Source organism: Chitinophaga sp. YR573 (assembly GCF_900110995.1).
Lineage (GTDB): Bacteria > Bacteroidota > Bacteroidia > Chitinophagales > Chitinophagaceae > Chitinophaga.
This window is the reverse complement of record NZ_FOJF01000001.1, coordinates 1,031,966-1,049,872: the sequence shown is the minus strand read 5'-3', so window position 1 is coordinate 1,049,872 and position 17,907 is coordinate 1,031,966. Positions and strand designations below refer to the sequence as shown.

At 43.8% G+C, this 17,907-nt stretch carries 12 protein-coding genes; 4 read left to right on the top strand and 8 right to left on the bottom strand.

Going from position 1 to position 17,907, the window contains the following annotated elements:
• Positions 1-5: 5 nt before the first annotated feature.
• On the bottom strand, positions 6-260 hold the full coding sequence (gene rpsT / locus BMW86_RS04410; RefSeq protein ID WP_089779335.1) for a 30S ribosomal protein S20: 255 nt from the start codon (positions 258-260) through the stop codon (positions 6-8).
• 288 nt (positions 261-548) lie between these two features.
• Here rpsT and BMW86_RS04405 point away from each other — a divergent pair, with 288 nt between their 5' ends.
• The 3 genes from BMW86_RS04405 to BMW86_RS04395 all read left to right on the top strand — a co-directional run bounded on the left by BMW86_RS04405 (position 549) and on the right by BMW86_RS04395 (position 6,393).
• Positions 549-3,299, top strand: coding sequence for a 2-oxoglutarate dehydrogenase E1 component (locus tag BMW86_RS04405; RefSeq protein WP_089779333.1), 2,751 nt, complete (start codon positions 549-551; stop codon positions 3,297-3,299).
• Between the two features lie 21 nt (positions 3,300-3,320).
• On the top strand, positions 3,321-4,877 hold the full coding sequence (gene odhB / locus BMW86_RS04400) for a 2-oxoglutarate dehydrogenase complex dihydrolipoyllysine-residue succinyltransferase (RefSeq protein WP_089779330.1): 1,557 nt from the start codon (positions 3,321-3,323) through the stop codon (positions 4,875-4,877).
• Positions 4,878-5,223: 346 nt separating this feature from the next.
• Positions 5,224-6,393, top strand: a complete 1,170-nt coding sequence (locus BMW86_RS04395) for an RsmB/NOP family class I SAM-dependent RNA methyltransferase (protein ID WP_089779328.1) — start codon at positions 5,224-5,226, stop codon at positions 6,391-6,393.
• On the opposite strand, the gene BMW86_RS04390 is transcribed toward BMW86_RS04395, so the two are convergent.
• The 5 genes from BMW86_RS04390 to BMW86_RS04370 all read right to left on the bottom strand — a co-directional run bounded on the left by BMW86_RS04390 (position 6,383) and on the right by BMW86_RS04370 (position 14,641).
• Positions 6,383-9,391, bottom strand: a complete 3,009-nt coding sequence (locus tag BMW86_RS04390) for a TonB-dependent receptor (protein ID WP_255372843.1) — start codon at positions 9,389-9,391, stop codon at positions 6,383-6,385. The genes BMW86_RS04395 and BMW86_RS04390 overlap by 11 nt on opposite strands.
• 33 nt (positions 9,392-9,424) lie before the next feature.
• Positions 9,425-10,441 carry a FecR family protein gene (locus tag BMW86_RS04385; RefSeq protein ID WP_143056482.1) on the bottom strand — a complete coding sequence of 339 codons (1,017 nt, stop codon included), beginning with the start codon at positions 10,439-10,441 and terminating at the stop codon, positions 9,425-9,427.
• Between the two features lie 63 nt (positions 10,442-10,504).
• The gene (locus BMW86_RS04380) at positions 10,505-11,062 is read right to left on the bottom strand and encodes a GNAT family N-acetyltransferase (protein ID WP_177189147.1); all 558 of its coding nucleotides are present in this window, start codon (positions 11,060-11,062) and stop codon (positions 10,505-10,507) included.
• A 71-nt stretch (positions 11,063-11,133) separates the two neighbouring features.
• Positions 11,134-13,848, bottom strand: a complete 2,715-nt coding sequence (locus BMW86_RS04375) for a TonB-dependent receptor (protein ID WP_089779324.1) — start codon at positions 13,846-13,848, stop codon at positions 11,134-11,136.
• A gap of 178 nt (positions 13,849-14,026) precedes the next feature.
• Entirely contained in the window at positions 14,027-14,641 is a 615-nt protein-coding gene (locus BMW86_RS04370) for an RNA polymerase sigma factor (RefSeq protein WP_177189146.1), read from the bottom strand.
• A gap of 268 nt (positions 14,642-14,909) precedes the next feature.
• Between BMW86_RS04370 and BMW86_RS04365 the strand changes: the two genes are divergently transcribed.
• The gene (locus tag BMW86_RS04365) at positions 14,910-15,983 is read left to right on the top strand and encodes an alpha/beta hydrolase (protein WP_089779319.1); all 1,074 of its coding nucleotides are present in this window, start codon (positions 14,910-14,912) and stop codon (positions 15,981-15,983) included.
• A gap of 3 nt (positions 15,984-15,986) precedes the next feature.
• On the opposite strand, the gene BMW86_RS04360 is transcribed toward BMW86_RS04365, so the two are convergent.
• The gene (locus BMW86_RS04360) at positions 15,987-16,547 is read right to left on the bottom strand and encodes a DUF4256 domain-containing protein (protein ID WP_089779316.1); all 561 of its coding nucleotides are present in this window, start codon (positions 16,545-16,547) and stop codon (positions 15,987-15,989) included.
• A 69-nt stretch (positions 16,548-16,616) separates the two neighbouring features.
• A complete protein-coding gene (mnmA, locus tag BMW86_RS04355) occupies positions 16,617-17,717 on the bottom strand; it encodes a tRNA 2-thiouridine(34) synthase MnmA (protein WP_089779315.1) in 1,101 nt (366 codons plus the stop codon).
• Positions 17,718-17,907: the final 190 nt, after the last annotated feature.

The following is a 17,907-nucleotide window of genomic DNA, read 5'->3' as shown; positions in this document are numbered from 1 at the left end:
GCTGCTTAAGCGATAGCATTCACTTTCTTAGTGAGTTTGCTTTTCAGGTTGGCTGCTTTATTCTTGTGAATGATATTGCGTTTAGCCAACTTGTCAATCATAGAGATCACGTCAGTCAACTTCTCGTCAGCAGCCGCCTTCTCAGTCAATTTCTTCAGATCACGGATCGCGTTACGGGTAGTTTTACCGTGGTAACGGTTACGCTCATTCCGTTTGTTGCTTTGACGGACGTCTTTTTTCGTTGCTTTATGGTTTGCCATTTTTGTAATTTCAAGTTTCGGACGGCAAAGGTAACTATTACTTTCTTAGAAAACAAAAAATTCCGAAATAATCCCGTTTTGCCTAAAGCACAAATGTACACAAAAACCCCTTTAAGTGTATTGCTAACAATCAACTAAACATATATTAACAAATTCAACCTATGAAATCCTTTTTTCCTCTTCTCCTTTATCAAAAAACGAACGATATTTGCAATCCCATATATTATATTGTGGGGCCATTCATTAGAATAGCAATTTGAATCGAAGCTTTAGCAAAATATGTTGTAAATGAAGGACTTCTCATTTGTTACCAACTCACATCCTGCCTACATTGAATCTTTATACCAGGATTACCGTAAAGACCCTGGTGCAGTAGACCCTGAATGGGGCAAGTTTTTTGAAGGGTTTGACTTTGCGGTAAATAACGTTAATGGAAAGGCAGGGGCACCGGCAGCAGCCGGAGCTGGGCTACCAGTGAGCAGTGATCAGTTAACAAAGGAGCTGAATGTTTACCGGTTGATACAGGCTTACCGTAAAAAGGGCCACCTGATCTCCAAAACCAATCCTATCCGCGAAAGGAAGGACAGACAAGCCAACCTGGATATCTCTTTTTATGGTTTATCCGAGGCCGACCTCAAAACCGAATTTTATGCCGGTCAGGTCCTGGGTCTTGGAAAGACCAGCCTGGAAAACATCGTAAACCGTGTTAAAACAGTGTATGCCGGTCCTGTAGGACTCGAATTCACCTATATTAACGACGCTAAAAAGGTGGAATGGCTGCAACGTGAAATGGAAACCACTTTCCAGAAACCACTGAGCCTGGAACAACGTAAGCGCATCCTGCTGAAACTGAACCAGGGTGTTATGTTCGAAAGATTCCTCCACACTAAATATATCGGTCAGAAAAGATTCGGACTGGAAGGTGGTGAAAACACCATCCCGGCCCTGGATGCTATCATCAGTACCGCTGCCATCAAAGGCGTTCAGGAAGCTGTTATCGGTATGGCTCACCGCGGCCGTCTGAGCGTATTGGCAAATATCCTTGGTAAAACGTATGAGCAGATCTTCAATGAATTTGAAGGCCATGCCGTACCAGACCTTACCATGGGTAGCGGAGACGTTAAATACCACCTGGGCTTCCACTCCATCGTAGAAACCCCTGAAGGTAACAAGGTGAACCTCCAGCTGATCCCCAACCCTTCCCACCTGGAAGTGGTAGATCCCCTGGTTACCGGTTACGCCCGCAGCAAGGCAGACGTTATCTACAACAGCGATTACGATAAGATCCTGCCTATCCTCATCCACGGTGATGCCGCGGTTGCCGGTCAGGGTGTGATCTACGAACTGTTACAGATGTCTGCCCTCAAAGGTTACTATACCGGTGGTACCATGCACCTGGTGATCAACAACCAGATAGGCTTTACCACTGACTTCGATGATGCCCGTTCTTCCGACTACTGTACTTCTATTGCTTCTACCGTACAGGCTCCTGTATTCCATGTAAATGGAGATGATGCAGAAGCAGTGGTGAAAGTGGCTGAGATAGCTACCCGCTACCGTCAGGAGTTCAATTCAGATATATTCATCGACTTACTGTGCTACCGCAGACATGGCCATAACGAAGGTGATGAACCTAAGTTCACCCAGCCAAGCCTGTATGCACTGATAGATAAACATCCTAATCCAAGGGAAGTATACACCCAGTACCTGCTGAACAACGGTGAAACCGCTGCACAGGAAATGGCCAAGGAAATGGAGAAGAGTTTCTGGGCAGATCTCCAGGAACGACTGGACGAGGTAAGGCAGCACCCGCTTCCTTATACTTACCAGAAACCGGAAGAATGGTGGGCTTCCCTGCGTAAATCTAAATCCGAAGATTTCGAGAAATCCCCTGTTACTGCCGTAAAGGAAGAGGATATCAAACGCCTGTTTGGCGCCCTCACCCAATGGCCAAAGGAATTCGTGCCTTTACGTAAAGTAGAGAAACTGCTCCAGGAAAAGATCAAGGTATTTGAAGCAGAAGGCAAGATCGACTGGGCTACCGGCGAACTCCTGGCTTATGCTACTTTACTCACGGAAGGTAAAGACGTTCGTATGAGCGGGGAAGACGTGAAGAGAGGTACTTTCTCTCACCGTCACGCTATCCTGTTCGATGAAAATACAAATGCTACCTATAACAGGTTAGGCAACTTACAGGAAAAACAAGGCCAGTTCCGCATCTACAACTCTTTGCTGAGTGAGTTTGCAGTACTGGGTTTTGAATACGGCTACGCAATGGCCAATCCCAACACCCTGGTGTTGTGGGAAGCACAATACGGCGACTTTGCCAACGGTGCACAAACAGTAATAGACCAGTACGTGACCAGTGCAGAACAGAAATGGGGTACACAAAACGGACTGGTAATGTTATTGCCACATGGATATGAAGGGGGCGGACCAGACCACTCCAATGCCCGTCCTGAAAGATTCTTACAGGCATGTGCTGAAATGAATATCATTGTTACCAATATCACTACTTCTGCCAACTTCTTCCACGCATTGCGCCGCCAGTTAACCTGGCAGTTCCGCAAACCGCTGGTAAACTTTGCACCAAAAGCTAACTTACGTCATGTGGGTTCTTACTCTCCTTTATCTGCTTTCACAGAAGGCGGATTTAAAGAAGTACTGGATGATGAATTTGTAGAGGATGCATCAAAAGTGAAGAAAGTATTGTTATGTACTGGTAAGATGTATTTTGACCTGAGCGAGAAACAACAGAAGGATAACAGGAAAGATGTGGCGATCGTGAGGCTGGAACAGTTATATCCTTTACCGGTACAACAACTGGAAGCGCTGAATCAGAAATATAAAGCTGCCACCTGGTTCTGGGTACAGGAAGAACCGTTAAATATGGGAGCAGCGTCTTACCTTCAGATGAACTTAAAGCAGATCAATTATGGTGTAATCAGCCGTAATCCAAGTGCAGCTACGGCTACAGGGTATGCGAAGGTTCACGGACGTGAGCAGCTGGAGATCATTGAAACAGCTTTTAACATTTAAAGAATCACAGAAATTAGAAATATGGCTATCGAAATCAAAGTTCCTACGGTAGGAGAATCTATAAGCGAGGTAACAATTGCAAAGTGGTTGAAGAAAGACGGAGATTATGTGCAGCAGGATGAAGTGATCTGTGAACTGGAATCTGAAAAAGCCACCTTTGAACTGAATGCAGAGAAGGCGGGTATCCTGAGAATTGCAGCCCCTGAAGGCGCTACTTTGAAAGTAGGCGATGTGGCTTGTAGTATTGACACTGACGCTGCAGCTCCTGCAGGCAGTACACCGGCGCCGGCCGCTCAGCCAGCCGCAGCTCCCGTTGCAGCACCTGCACCAGCCGCTGCTCCTGCTCCTAACAAAGGAACGATAGAGATGAAGGTGCCTACTGTGGGAGAGTCTATCAGTGAAGTAACTTTGATCAAATGGATCAAGAACAATGGCGACTACGTAGAGCGTGATGAAGTGATCTGTGAACTGGAATCTGAAAAGGCCACCTTCGAACTGAATGCAGAAGAAGCAGGTGTGTTAGAAACCCTTGCCAAAGAAGGAGACGTATTAAAAGTAGGCGATATCGCCTGTAAAATAGATACCAGTGCTGCCCGTCCTGCGGGTAAAGCACAACCTGCTGCGGCAGTGGCTGCCCCTAAAGCGGAAGCAGCTCCACAGGTACAGCAGGCACCGGTTACGGCTATCCCTAACGATATCAAAGCTACCCCTGTAGCGGCGGCCGTTATTGCCGACAAACACGTAGATCCATCCTCTATTAAAGGTACCGGTGCTCATGGCAAGATCCTGAAAGATGATGTATTTGCAGCATTGCAGAACCCGGGTGTGGCTATCGGTCAGGAATTGTTTGGCCGTACAGAGCGTCGTGAGAAAATGAGCAACCTGCGTAAGACTGTTTCCCGCCGCCTGGTGGAAGCCAAGAATACAACGGCTATGCTCACTACCTTCAATGAGGTAGACATGACTGCCATCATGGAGCTGCGTGCTAAATACAAAGAAGTATTCAAGAAACAACACGAAGTGAACCTGGGCTTTATGAGCTTCTTTACCAAGGCTTGTTGCTTTGGTTTACAGGAATTCCCTTCCGTGAATGCTTACATAGATGGTGAAGAACTGGTGTACCACGATTTCTGTGATATCTCTATTGCCGTATCTGCTCCGAAAGGACTGGTAGTACCGGTAATACGTAATGCAGAAAGCCTGGATATGGCTGGTATCGAGAAGAAGGTGGTTGAACTGGCTACCAAAGCCCGCGACAACAAACTCAAAATGGAAGAAATGACCGGCGGTACTTTCACTATCACCAATGGTGGTGTGTTTGGTTCCCTGCTCAGTACTCCTATCATCAACATCCCGCAGTCTGCTATCCTGGGTATGCACAAGATCCAGGAGCGTCCTATGGCGGTGAACGGACAGGTAGTGATCCGTCCTATGATGTACGTAGCGCTGAGTTATGATCACCGTATTATCGATGGTCGTGAATCCGTAAGCTTCCTGGTACGTGTAAAAGAAATGCTGGAAAATCCTGAACAACTGTTGTTCGGTAAGGACCCAATGAAAGCATTATTGAAATTATAAAAGTTTTTAACTGCATTAAAGCTCCGTTAGGAGCTTCGTGTTTGTAGTAAAACATAATATTCTATTTGACTCCGTAGGAGTCCCCTAAACGGCTAATATCAGGGGACTCCTACGGAGTCTGTGTTTTGTTTTTAAAGATATTTGCTACAAACACGAAGCTCCTAACGGAGCTTTAATGCTGCGAAGATTTTCAGATAAGAATTTTTGGCTCCATTCGATTCGCGTTTGTAGCAAATATTTAGTCAGCAAATTTGGCTCCGTTAGGAGCCTCGTGTTTGTAGCAAACGTACAATACAACAAAACACAGACTCCGTTAGGAGTCCCCTCTTTATTATAACTTATTAGTATGACCCGCTGGGAAAATTACTTATCTACTGCAGAAGAAATCATACTCGTTTATGACGGAGAAGTGCCCCTGCACCATTTCCTGAAAGGGTTCTTTAAACAGCGTCCTTATATGGGCAGCCGTGATCGTCGCTGGGTATCGCAGCTGGTGTATCATTACTACCGCTTAGGGCACCTGTGGAAAGATGAAAGAGCTGTGCCGGAGAGAATATTAAAGGGTACTTTTCTATGTGAATCTGAGAACAATGAACTATTGCAGTTTTTCCGTCCTGAATGGAATGAAAAGATAATCCTGTCACTGGCAGAGAAGTTATCTATACTTTCATTTGATGGAGATGTAAAAGATATCTTTCCCTTATTATCTCTTCTTTCAGAAGATATTGATGCGACTAAATTTGCTTATTCTTTCTTCACACAGCCTTATCTTTTTATCCGCACAAGGAATAAAAAACAAGCTGCTATCATAAAACTGCTGGAAGCAGCAAACATCACATTCACAGCTGTCAGCAATGAGAGTATTGCGTTACTCAACAGTACCAAAATAGATACTATTATCACTGATAAAAGCTGGTATGAGATCCAGGACCTTTCTTCACAGAAAGTGGGAGATCTGTTCCATGCAAAAGCAGGAGAAACATGGTGGGATTGCTGTGCAGCAAGCGGCGGGAAATCTATCATGTTAATGGACAAGGAACCGGGCGTAAAACTGCTCGTTAGTGACGTACGGTCCTCTATACTCCAAAACCTGCATCAGCGCTTTAAAGAGGCTAATATCCGCAGTTATGAGGATGTTATACTGGATCTCACATCCCCTGTCACCAATTCCCCTGTAGCTACCAGGAAATTCGATCAGATCATACTGGATGCACCCTGTACCGGTTCCGGTACCTGGGGCCGTTCTCCGGAGAACCTGTATTATTTTGATGAAGAGAGTATAGCTACTTACCAGGATTTACAAAAACGTATAGCAGAGAATGTAGTACAGTTGTTAAAACCCGGAGGATCATTGATCTACATCACCTGCTCTGTTTTTAAGAAAGAGAATGAAGAGGTAGTACAATACATAGAAGAAAAGACAGGCTTGAAAAAGGAGGAGGGAGGGGTGATAAAAGGTTATGATGAGAAGGCTGACAGTATGTTTGCCGTGAGGCTGATAAAAGCTACAACTTAAAATTCAATGTAGCGAGGAAGGTAGTACCTAACTGGCTGAAATGTGAGCCATCATAAGTAACAATACCATACCGGCCATTAAAGGTAATAGCATTGATATTCCTTTTAACAAGAGCCGCATCATTTAAAACAGCCTGGCCCTCGGTATTTAATGCTTTCAGCTTATACTCAGGAAGGATATTCAAAATGTTGTTTACGGCCAGTGATACACCCAGCCGGCGGTTGAACTGGTAACTTATATGGATGTCCGTCACCACTTTGCTGTTAAAAACCAGTTTTATATTCCTGTTCAATCCTTCGCTGCGGAAAGTAGCAGGGCCAAATAGTGAATTGTTCAGGAAAAAGCCCCACCTGTTTAGTGTAAGATCAGTACCCAATATGGCTTTATATTTTGGTCTGCTCGTTAACAGCAATGCTTCCTGTGTATAGTCAAAAACAGCCTGCCCTGCATTTGCGATCAGTTTTGGGTTTGAGACCATACCAAGCAGCCTGTTTGAAATAGTATAATTACCTGCAAGATTAACCGTTAACCAGCTACCCGGATTTATCTGTATGTTCCTGTAATTAGCCACCAGGTCAATGCCCTGTGTGTTAGTCCTTATACCATTAGTAAAAAAACTGACACCAACAATGCCATTGGCCGTTAACACTTCATCCAGTTGCGTACTACCGCGGGAAGTATGCCCTATGTTGGAACTCAGGATGATCCTGTCTTTGATATCAATATTGTAATAATCCAGTGTAAGGCTAAAGTCCTTTGAAGGTCTCAGACCAAATCCTGCAGTAAAGTTGAGCGATCGCTCCGGTTTCAGGCTGGGGACTTCCAGTAAATGGGCCTGCACACTTTTATTGCTTATTACTCCTTGTGTCTGGATGCCATGTCCCGGAACAAAAATCTGTTGTGCAATCTGCAGGTTTACCTGGTGCAGGCCTGGTGCACGGAAGCCGGTGGATACAGACGAACGCAGGGTTAGTTTATCACCCATCAGTTTAGTTCTCCCACTCACCTTCCACACAAAGGCACTGCCAAAATCATTGTAATATTCCTGTCTTGCTGTAGCATTGATCAGTACCGACTTTGAAAGATCATAGCTTACATCAAGGTAGCCGCCAATATTAAAGCGATACGCTTTAATAGCATTAGCTGCACTGATGCCGAAAAAAGAAATAGGACCAATGCCGGAAGAAGAGGCAGTGTCTCCTTCAATAATCCGGAAGCGCTCATTACGGAATTCATATCCAAAACCAATAGATAACCTGTCACTGACCGCTCTTGTAATATCAATATTTCCTACTACATGATTAAAAGCATAACCACCAGGCTTGAATGAAACGGGGCTTTGTGCTTCCAGTGAAGGGTTCCAGGTATTGTTCACTGAATACAACTGTCTGTTTCCTCCAATAGTAAGGCTGATATCAGTATTCCAGCTGCCTACCTCACTTTTTAAGCCAAGGGTAGCATTATAGTCATTGAGATCTCCTGCAAACGTGGGCCCAAAACCGAGATACTCAGTGCCGGCAGCATGTAATAAATTATAGGGGTCCTGTTTCCAGTAAGGGGTTCTGTAATTGGCAAAGCTTTGGATTTTTTTATACACGTAAGCCGCATTGGCATAAAAGGTGGTGTTGTCTTTTAAAGGAATACCGGCGTTGACAAGGAATTTTGCAGACCTGTTGATGGGTGTTCCGTTGATATTATTGGCATCCGGGAAACGTGCGAGGTATGCTTTTACCTGAGCAAGACCCGCAGCAGTACCATCGCCGAGATCTTTGTTATCCTGTTCTGCATCTACTATGCCGGGACGGTTTGTTTTATTTTCCTTCTGGAAATTAATCGTGTAATTGATAAATCCTTTGGTCCCGATATTGGCGCCGCTGTTAAGACTGGTTGACAGCGAAAAACCATCGCCTTTATGTGTAATGCCGCTGGCTATTTTAAAATTTGTGTATTCGAACCGGTCTTTAAGAATGATATTCATGACACCTGCAATAGCATCCGATCCATATTGGGCAGAGGCGCCGTCGCGTAAGATCTCTACCCGTTTAATGGCGTCGGTAGGAATGGCGGAGAGATCGGTTTCTGTTTCACCGCGTCCCGGTGAGGTCTGTATATACACCAGCGAACCGGCATTCTTTCGTTTTCCGTTTATCAATATCAGTGTACGGCTGGGGCCCATGTTCCTTATCTCATAGGGGTCCGACAAAGACGTGGCATCATGTACAGGCATGTTAATGGTATTAAAAGAAGGGGCCCGCAACTGCAACGCTTTATCAAATGATAACTGACCGGTGGTCTGCAACTCAGCAGCATTGATGTTATCAACAGGAAGTGGCGTATTGGTAAACGTTCGTTGTGATGCACGGCTGCCTACAGTTACGACTACCCCGCTCAGGTCCGCCACAGCATTGCTGAGCATTATATCTCTTCTTATATCTGCATTTTCAATTTTAACAGTAGTTGAGTGACTGTTATATCCAACACTGCTGAAGAGAATTTTATGAGTCCCGCTACCAAGTAATAGCCGGTAATTTCCATAGGCATCTGTAACAGTTCCTTTAGGGATGCCCATAATGATCACAGATGCATTTGGCATCGGCTCGCCTTTTTCATTTCTTACAGTTCCTCTTAGCAGGTTTGGCTGGTCATTAATGTAGCCGGAGCCTCCTGTTTTTAAGCCGGATGTTTCTGAAATGATGATCTGAGTGGCCGTAATTTTTTTGAATGTCAGCCCAAGAGGGGTAAGCAGGTTATAGAGCGCTGTATCAGTATTGTAGCTGTCCGTTTTGATGGCTGCTACCATTTTATTCTGAACAATATTTTCTCTGTACAGGATATTGATATTGTATTTTTTTTCGAATGCTGTCAGTACGTTTTTCAGCGGAACTTTATCATCCTGGTTATTACCCAATTGCACAAAGTCCTGTCCCTGCAGTGTATTTACTGCACAGGTCAACAGGCTTATCACAATAAACCATACCCTTAGCATGCGTAGGATCATATGCTCATAACAGTTTCTTGCTAAAAAGGTGACTTACTCTATAATAATATCCCGTCCGTTTTTGGTGATAGAAGCATTCAGCAACTCAGAAAGAGTGTTCAGCAGCAATTGTTCATTTTGTAACTCCAATGTTCCGGAAATGTGCTGTTCTGACAGGTCCTTGCGCCGGAAAATGAAACTATAACCAAAATAGGCTGTAAGGGTTTGGCATACTTCCCTGGCTGGTGTTTTTTCAAACCTGTATTTGTGTTTCATCCATGATGTATACAACTCAGGGTCTATAGGGCTGATAATAATTTTTCCAAGTGATGCATCAAACTGGCAGTAATCGTCAGGTTGCATAATCGTTTGCTGCTTCAGCGCCGGAACACTGAATTTTACTTTCCCTTTCTGAAGCATTACGCCTGTAGTACTATCATTACTTTTCACATTGAATTCGGTTCCAAGTACTTCAATTTCCGCATTGGCTGTATATACTTTGAAGTGCTGTGTTTCCCCGGTAGTAGCGATATGTCTTACTTTGAAAAATGCCTCACCGCTTATCCATACTTCTCTTTTATGCTCCTGCCAGCTGCTGAGGTACCTGATCTTTGAATGGGCATTCAGCACAACTTCAGAACTATCAGGCAGCCATATCGTTTTAGTTGCTGCATAAGGAGTAGCAATGACTGTATAAGAAGGTTTCATGAAATAGTATACCAGCGCACCACCCAATAGTATACCGGTAACAACGGCAGCTACGCTCAGCCATTTTGGGAATAAGGTAGCCACTTTGGAACTCTCCTGGTTTTTATAACCAATTGTCTGATCAATGCTTTGCTTGAGATCAGTATAAAAGTTTTCCGCTACCGGTTCCTGTTTAAAATCAAAAGAACGGATAATATCTATTGCTTTCTGGACTGTTTCTTTTTTATGTGGATTGGATTTTACCCAGGCGGCCCATGATTTGTTGCTCGCTTCTTCCGGGTTCAGTACCCAGTTGATAAACGATTCATCCTGAATAAAATCTTCGGTTTGATAAAGCCGGTACTTGTCCATAGCATTTTTCATTACAGGTCCATTGTTAGGAGAAAAATACAAAAAATTACTCCATTCTGGCTAATAACATTGCGTTTACACTTTCCAGTCCCATATTACAATACTCCAGGTTTCACCATCAGGAGCCTGGTACTCGTAAATGGTATTAAACCCGATCCGTTTATGAGCATTCAGGGAACGCTGATTCCGGTTTGAGATCTCTGTTATGGCAAAGTCATACTTATTTTCAAAGTGTTTTTTATATTCAGCATAACAGCTGTCCAGAATGCCTTTCCCTCGGTATCCTGCTGCAACACAGACCTGGCCGACAACGATATACTGATAATCAGATATTTTTTTATTACGAAATGTTATGTTGTCAAAGGCATCGAACATAGGAATCAGTATAGGTATATCCAACTTCGACTTTTCCGTCATTGCCAGTAAATAGGCTATAACGCGGTCATCATCTTTAGCAATGATACTTTCTTCAATACTGTTCATTTTTTGCAGATCCCCAAAACTATGGGAAACTGTTACAAAACCCTCTGCTGCAATCTGTTCACTTGTTAAACCGGCCGGCAGATTATTTTTCTGCAGTTCCAGGATCTGTAACAGGTCTTTGTCCGTTTTTGATGTCGTATAAACTATCATACTCGTAAAAATATTAAAAGGGGGCGGCATTTGCGATATTACCGCCCCCCAACTGCACAGGTCAACCACTTTTACAATCTAAAATTCAATGTAGCCAGGAAGGTAGTACCCAGTTGGCTGAAGTGGGAAGCATCGTAGGTAACCATGCTATACCGGCCATTAAAAGTGATAGCATTGATATTGCTTTTCAACTGTACAGGATCGTTTAAAACGGCCTGTCCGTCACTGTTTAATGCTTTCAACTGATATTCCGGTGTGATATTCAGGATATTGTTTACTGCTATAGAAGCACTTACCCGGTTACCGAAGCGGTAGCCTATATTAATGTCCGTCAGCACTTTGGTTTTGAAAACCAGTTTCAGGTTCTCATTCAGCCCGTCATTGCGGAAAGTAGCAGGTCCGTATAATGTATTATTCAAACTGAAGCTCCATTTGCTGATATCCAGGTCACCGCCCAATATAGCTTTGTATTTTGGCCTGCTGGTTAAAAGCAGCGCTTCCTGTATATAGTCAAAGGTCGACTGCCCCGCATCGCTAATGAGCTTTGGATCTGTAGGGGCACCATCCAGTTTATTGGAGATGGTATAGTTACCTGCAAAGTTAAGGGTAAGTCTGCCGGAGGTGCCGATCAGCAGATTCTTATAAGTGGCCACCACATCAATTCCCTGTGTTTTTGTACGGATACCATTGGTGAAGAAGCTAACGCCTACAATACCATTGTTGGTCAATACAGTGTCCAGCGCTGCAGTTCCGCTGGCAGTGTGGGTAATGTTAGAACTCAGGATGATCCTGTCTTTAACATCAATATTGTAATAATCAATAGTAAGGCTGAAGTTCCTTGATGGTTTGAAGCCCAAACCTGCTGTAAAGTTTACGGATTTCTCCGGTTTCAGAGCGGGTACTCCCAGCAAATGTGCCTGGGGGCTGTGGTTATTTACAATACCTTTTGTCTGGATGCCCTGGCCCGGAACAAAACTTTGCTGTGCAATCTGCAGGTTTATCTGGTGCAGACTTGGTGCACGGAAGCCTGTGGATATGGATGAACGCAGGGTAACCATATCATCCGCTAATTTGGCTCTTCCGCTTATCTTCCATACAAAGGCGCTACCAAAATCGCTGTAATATTCCTCTCTGACAGTACCGTTGAAAAGCAGGGAATGAGTAAGATCATAGCTCACGTCTAAGTATCCGCCCATATTAAAACGGTTTGCTTTCAGCGCATTGGGCTGACTGATACCCGGAAAAGAGTTAGCACCCTCACCGGAGTAGGAGGCAGTATCCCCTGCAATGATCTGGAAATTCTCACTCCGGAACTCACTACCAAAACCTACAGACAGTTTATCACCCACCGCTTTGGTAATATCAATATTTCCTACCATCTGGTTAAAAGAAAAACCACCGGGTTTGAAAGAGATAGGACTATTTGCCCCTAAAGAATGATTCACGGTATTATCTACTGTATATAACTGTTTGTTACCTCCGGTAGTAAAGCTGATATCATGTGTCCATCCGTCTTTTTCTGTTTTAAATCCAACTGTGGCATTGTAATCATTCAGATCGCCCTGGAAGGTAGGTCCATAGCCCAGGTATTCAGTTCCGGCAGCATGCAGCAATCCATAATCCTGTTTCCAGTAAGGCGTACGGTAATTGGCATAGCTTTGCACCTTCTTGTATATATAGGCCGCATTGGCATAAAAGGTAGTATAGTCATTTATGGGAAGGCCGGTGTTCACCAGGAATTTAGCAGCAGTACTGGTGGGTGTGCCATTGATATTCTTTGCATCCGGAAAACGTGCCAGGAAAGCCTTTACATTCGCAAGACTTGCTTCGGACCCATCGCTCAGATCTTTGTTATCCTGCTCTGCATCTACTTTACCGGGGCGATTGGTTTTATTCTCTCTTTGAAAATTAATGGTATAATTGATGAAACCTTTACGGCCAATATTGGCGCCGCTGTTAAGACTTGTTGACAGTGAAAATCCATCACCTTTATGGGTAATACCGCTGGCTATTTTAAAGTTGGTGTACTCGAACTTATCTTTCAGAATAATGTTCATAACACCGGCAATGGCATCAGAGCCATATTGAGCGGAGGCGCCATCGCGCAGGATCTCTACTCGTTTGATGGCATCTGTAGGAATGGCTGCAAGATCAGCGCCTGTTTCACCACGTCCCGGCGATGTTTGAATATATACCAGTGCACTGGGGTTCTTACGCTTACCATTAACCAGTATCAAAGTGCGGCTGGGTCCCATGTTCCTGATCTCATAAGGGTCCAGTAAAGAAGATGCATCATTCACCGGCGTGTTAACAGTATTAAAAGAAGGTACCCTTAATTGTAATGCTTTATCAAATGATAACTGACCGGTGGTCTGTAGTTCCGATGCACTGATATTGTCAACAGGAAGCAGTGAGCTGGTGGATGTTCGTTGTGAGGCACGGCTACCTACAGCTACTATTATTTCGCTTAAGTCAACCGCAGCAGTGTTCAGGATAATATCCTTTGTTATGTCTGTATGTTCTATTACAACAGGAACAGAAGAAGGGGTGTAGCCTATACTGGTGAAGGAAATTTTGTAGGCACCGGCAGGGAGTGACAGTTGATAAGCTCCGCCGGCATTTGTAGAGGTTCCGCCTTTTTGTCCGGTGATGGTTACAGATACATTTTCCAGCAGTTCACCTTTTTCATTTTTTACAGTTCCTTTTAATATGCTCTGCGAAATTGCAGACGTGCAGACATGCAGCAGTATAGCCATCACAATGATGGCATGAATGAACTTATTCATACGATTTAGAATTTAGATAGATTCTGGTTAAGAGTATTTACCTTTTTAACCGCAAGTATATATTGTAATGGTTTGCAGGCCTGCATCAACCCATTATTACCAGCGGATCAGATACAAGAGGAGGAAGCCCCGGAAATTACCCCATGGGTTTAAAACTTTTTTTATTTAGAGAATTCCTTTAGTGGAGATGAAGTAATACAAGAAGCAGTACCCGGGAACCAGGCATGTTTTCGCGGAGGGTGGTAATAGCCCGTCCCATTAATTTGTAAGATGCTTTCACAGAAAGATTCATGTTTTGGGCAATGTCTTCAAAGTTTAGTCCTTCATAATAGCGCAGGTAAATAACTTCTTTTTGTTTAGCGGTGAGTTTATGCAGCAGACTTTCGATCTGTTCTCTGGTTTGCTTCCTGTCTTCATTCTGAAGCATGAGGGTTTCCGGCGATAGTTCCAGTTCAAAACTGTATTCATTTCCCTCTTCCGGGTGTAACGGTCTTAATTTATTTTTCTTCTCAATTGTGTGGAGAATGGAGGTACGGACAGATTTGAAAAGATAACTTTTGATAGAGTGGTGAATGGTTAACTTATACCGGTTTGTCCATAACCATACAAATACATCATGCAGGCAATCCTGTATAACCGGCAGATCAACATTGAACTTAAGTCCATATTGTGTTAACTGCCGGACATATTTATTGTAGAGATGAGTGAACGCGTCATAATTTCCTGATTTTATTTGTGTTATCAGGGCCTGGTCTTCGTGTAAATTATTTAAGTCAAAGGTTGCGTTGGCCATGTAAGAATCACATTGTTCAGATTGTTGTAATATGTAAATAAAAATTATATAATATTTATTAAAGGCTTTTTGTAATATAATAATAAAAAAGCTTACTTCATATAACATGATAAAATTTTAATATTCATATCTGGTCTGTTTGATGAAAAGAATAAAAATGGAGAGAAGACTGTTAAAAAGAGTCATACGTATATTGGATACTGCACTTGGTCATATATGTTTTGAATTTTACAGGTAACGATGTAGTTTCCATTTAGAAAACTATGTCATGAAACCAACTCAAATATACCTTTTCATCTGCCTCTTAATTTCGACAGTAGTAACAGCCCAAACTCCTGCTGTACCCGCACACGGCACTGTGATCTCTGAAAAGCTGGTTTCGAAGATTCTTCATGAAAATCTCGTGGGACTGAATGAAACCAGGCATGTTATGATTTATCTGCCGCCGGGATATGCGACATCAGGTAAATCTTATCCGGTGGTATATTATTGCCATAGTATGTCGGGGAGTGCTGAAACGATCATTGAAGGTACACCAGCCATCAGGTTGCTCGAACGCGCATTTACAGCAGGCGTAATAAAAGAAGTGATTTTTGTAGTAGCCGATTATTCGACGTCTGCGGTGGGAAGTCTCTATGGAAATTCTCCTGTCAGTGGTCGCTGGATCGATTTCACCACACAGGAGCTGGTCCCCTTTATTGACAGCAAATTCCGTACTATCCGGCATAGTGAAAGTCGCGCGGTAGTCGGTGATTTCATGGGGGGGCGTGGTGCATTGACACTGGCCATGACCCACCCGGAGATCTTCAGCGTTGTATATGCTATGCATCCGGTAGCGACAGGCATGGGCTACCTTCCCTGGACAGAACTTGGGATCGATTGGAAAAAAATCATACAAGCTAAATCACTTACTGATCTCGGCGATGTTCAAAAAGATGTCCGCACAAGTATCTTCATTGCCGTCAGTCAGGCTTTTCTTCCTAATCCTTCACGTCCTCCTCTTTACTGCGATTTTTTCATGGATCTGGAAAACGGGGAAGTGAAAGTAAACGTAGAAAACATGTTAAAAGCCAAGAAAGGATTTCTGCTGGAAGGAGCAATAGGGGAGTCTGCAGCCAATCTCAAAAAGTTGCGCGGTATTGCGTTCGACTGGGCCCGGTATGATGGAAACTACGACCATATTTTCTCTGCCCGCGTATTTACCCGTGATCTTGATGATTTAGGGATCGAGCATGATGCTGAAGAATATCGTGGCAATCCATGGAACAAGAACTGGGCTGATGATGGACGGTTTTACACACGTCTGTTACCATTCATCGCACGACACATGGTATTCGAATAACCCCTAGATCCTTAACGAGCCACGGAACCCTCTGACGTTATAGTAAGAGGACGCACCGTTATGATACACGAAGACCTTGCCATAACGGCGATCAACAAACAGGGCGCCGCCAAGCGCTCTGATATCAGCAGGTGTTTTCACCCAGCTCGATGTTTTCGTATCAAACTCTCCAAGCTGCTGCAATTCCCGGTATTGTTCTTCCGTTAAAAGCTCAATGCCCATATCATCTGCCATGTTAATGGCGCTATCTTCCGGTTTATGTTCTTTCCTGGACTCCAGCGCTTCATGGTCGTAACAAATACTTCTGCGCTCCTTAGGAGTCTCTGCTGAACAATCATAAAAAATGTATTCGCCTGTCTTTTTATCATGACCAACCACATCCGGTTCACCACCAGTGCTTTCCATTACATTGAGCGACCAGATCTTTTCAGTATTAGCTTCCAGCCTTGCCTGTACTTTAGCCCATTCAAGACCTTTATGGCGGTTCATGTTTTTCTCAAAACGGGCTTTTAATGTTTTGAACAGTTCTTCCCGTTGTGAAGCTGACAAGTTCTTTTTATTCATGATTAAATTTATTCAAAAAAAATGGTCCGCAACAGCAGACCATTTTTTAAAAGTTCTATTGAAATAAATTTATTTAATCCCAGCTCTCTGGATAATTCCGCCGGCAATCACATCATCTCCTTCATAAAACACAGCAGACTGTCCGGGTGCAATACCTTTCACCTGTTCGTAGAAATTCACTTTCACTTTACCATCTTCGTTATATAAGTTGCTCAGAGAAGGAGTACTCTTATAACGTATTTTAGTTAACGCTTCCATGCCTTCAGGGATATGATCGTATTTGATCATGTTAATCCCGCCTACGAACATTTCGCTTCTGTCCAGTTCACTCTCGTTACCTAAAACCACGGTATTGGTTTCAGGAATGATTTCAGTAACGAACATCGGTCTGCCCAGGGCAATTTCGAGCCCTTTACGCTGCCCGATAGTATAAAAAGGGTAACCCTTGTGATGACCTACGATCGTGCCGTCACGCAGTACGAAATTACCACCATTTACACGTTCTTCCAGTCCGTCTACCCGACGTTTTAAAAACCCGCGGTAGTCGTTATCCGGCACAAAGCATATTTCATAGCTTTCTGCTTTCTTGGCCAGTTCAGGATATCCGAAATCTTCTGCCATCTGGCGGATAGCCGGTTTACGGTATCCACCCAGGGGAAGCATGGTGCGTTTTAATACATCCTGTTGTAAACCCCAGAGAACATAACTCTGGTCTTTCAGTTCATCGATGCCTTTGCTTAATACAAAGCGGTCGTTTTCTTCCCTGATCTGTGCGTAGTGGCCGGTGGCAATGAATGCGCAATCCAGTGCGTCCGCTCTTTTCATAAGCGCCCGCCATTTAATGTGTGTGTTACACAGTACACAGGGATTAGGTGTACGTCCTGCTATATATTCATCTACAAAGTTCTCAATTACAAAATCCCCGAATTCATCTCTTATATCCAGCACGAAGTGTGAGAAGCCGTGGTGAACAGCTGCCGCACGTGCGTCGTTAAAGGAGTCCAGGTTACAGCATCCCGTCTCTTTTTTACTGGAACCAGCTGACGCATAATCCCAGGTTTTCATGGTGATACCCACCACTTCATACCCTTGTTCATTCAACATCAGCGCTGTTACCGTACTATCTATACCGCCGCTCATCGCTACCAGTACTTTGCCATGTCTGCTCATCGTTGCATATTATTAAGACGGCAAAATTACTGAAAAATCGCCAAATGGGGGGTGTTACGAACGTGGGACCTAGCTACCTGCTTAAAAGTACCGAAACTAACCTTTAAGGGGTTTATGAACCTGGTTTAACTCCTATATAAGCCCTATCTATATAAGTACGGCTTATATACCTGTTACATAGGGGTTATAT

Bases quoted from the DNA above. Each gene is read 5' to 3' on its own strand.
- BMW86_RS04370 (WP_177189146.1), bottom strand. From the start codon at position 14,641: ATGGCCAACGCAACCTTTGACTTAAATAATTTACACGAAGACCAGGCC.
- rpsT (WP_089779335.1), bottom strand. From the start codon at position 260: ATGGCAAACCATAAAGCAACGAAAAAAGACGTCCGTCAAAGCAACAAA.
- BMW86_RS04390 (WP_255372843.1), bottom strand. From the start codon at position 9,391: ATGATCCTACGCATGCTAAGGGTATGGTTTATTGTGATAAGCCTGTTG.
- BMW86_RS04360 (WP_089779316.1), bottom strand. From the start codon at position 16,547: ATGAATAAAAAGAACTTGTCAGCTTCACAACGGGAAGAACTGTTCAAA.
- mnmA (WP_089779315.1), bottom strand. From the start codon at position 17,717: ATGAGCAGACATGGCAAAGTACTGGTAGCGATGAGCGGCGGTATAGAT.
- BMW86_RS04385 (WP_143056482.1), bottom strand. From the start codon at position 10,441: ATGAAAAATGCTATGGACAAGTACCGGCTTTATCAAACCGAAGATTTT.
- BMW86_RS04395 (WP_089779328.1), top strand. From the start codon at position 5,224: ATGACCCGCTGGGAAAATTACTTATCTACTGCAGAAGAAATCATACTC.
- odhB (WP_089779330.1), top strand. From the start codon at position 3,321: ATGGCTATCGAAATCAAAGTTCCTACGGTAGGAGAATCTATAAGCGAG.
- BMW86_RS04405 (WP_089779333.1), top strand. From the start codon at position 549: ATGAAGGACTTCTCATTTGTTACCAACTCACATCCTGCCTACATTGAA.
- BMW86_RS04365 (WP_089779319.1), top strand. From the start codon at position 14,910: ATGAAACCAACTCAAATATACCTTTTCATCTGCCTCTTAATTTCGACA.
- BMW86_RS04375 (WP_089779324.1), bottom strand. From the start codon at position 13,848: ATGAATAAGTTCATTCATGCCATCATTGTGATGGCTATACTGCTGCAT.
- BMW86_RS04380 (WP_177189147.1), bottom strand. From the start codon at position 11,062: ATGATAGTTTATACGACATCAAAAACGGACAAAGACCTGTTACAGATC.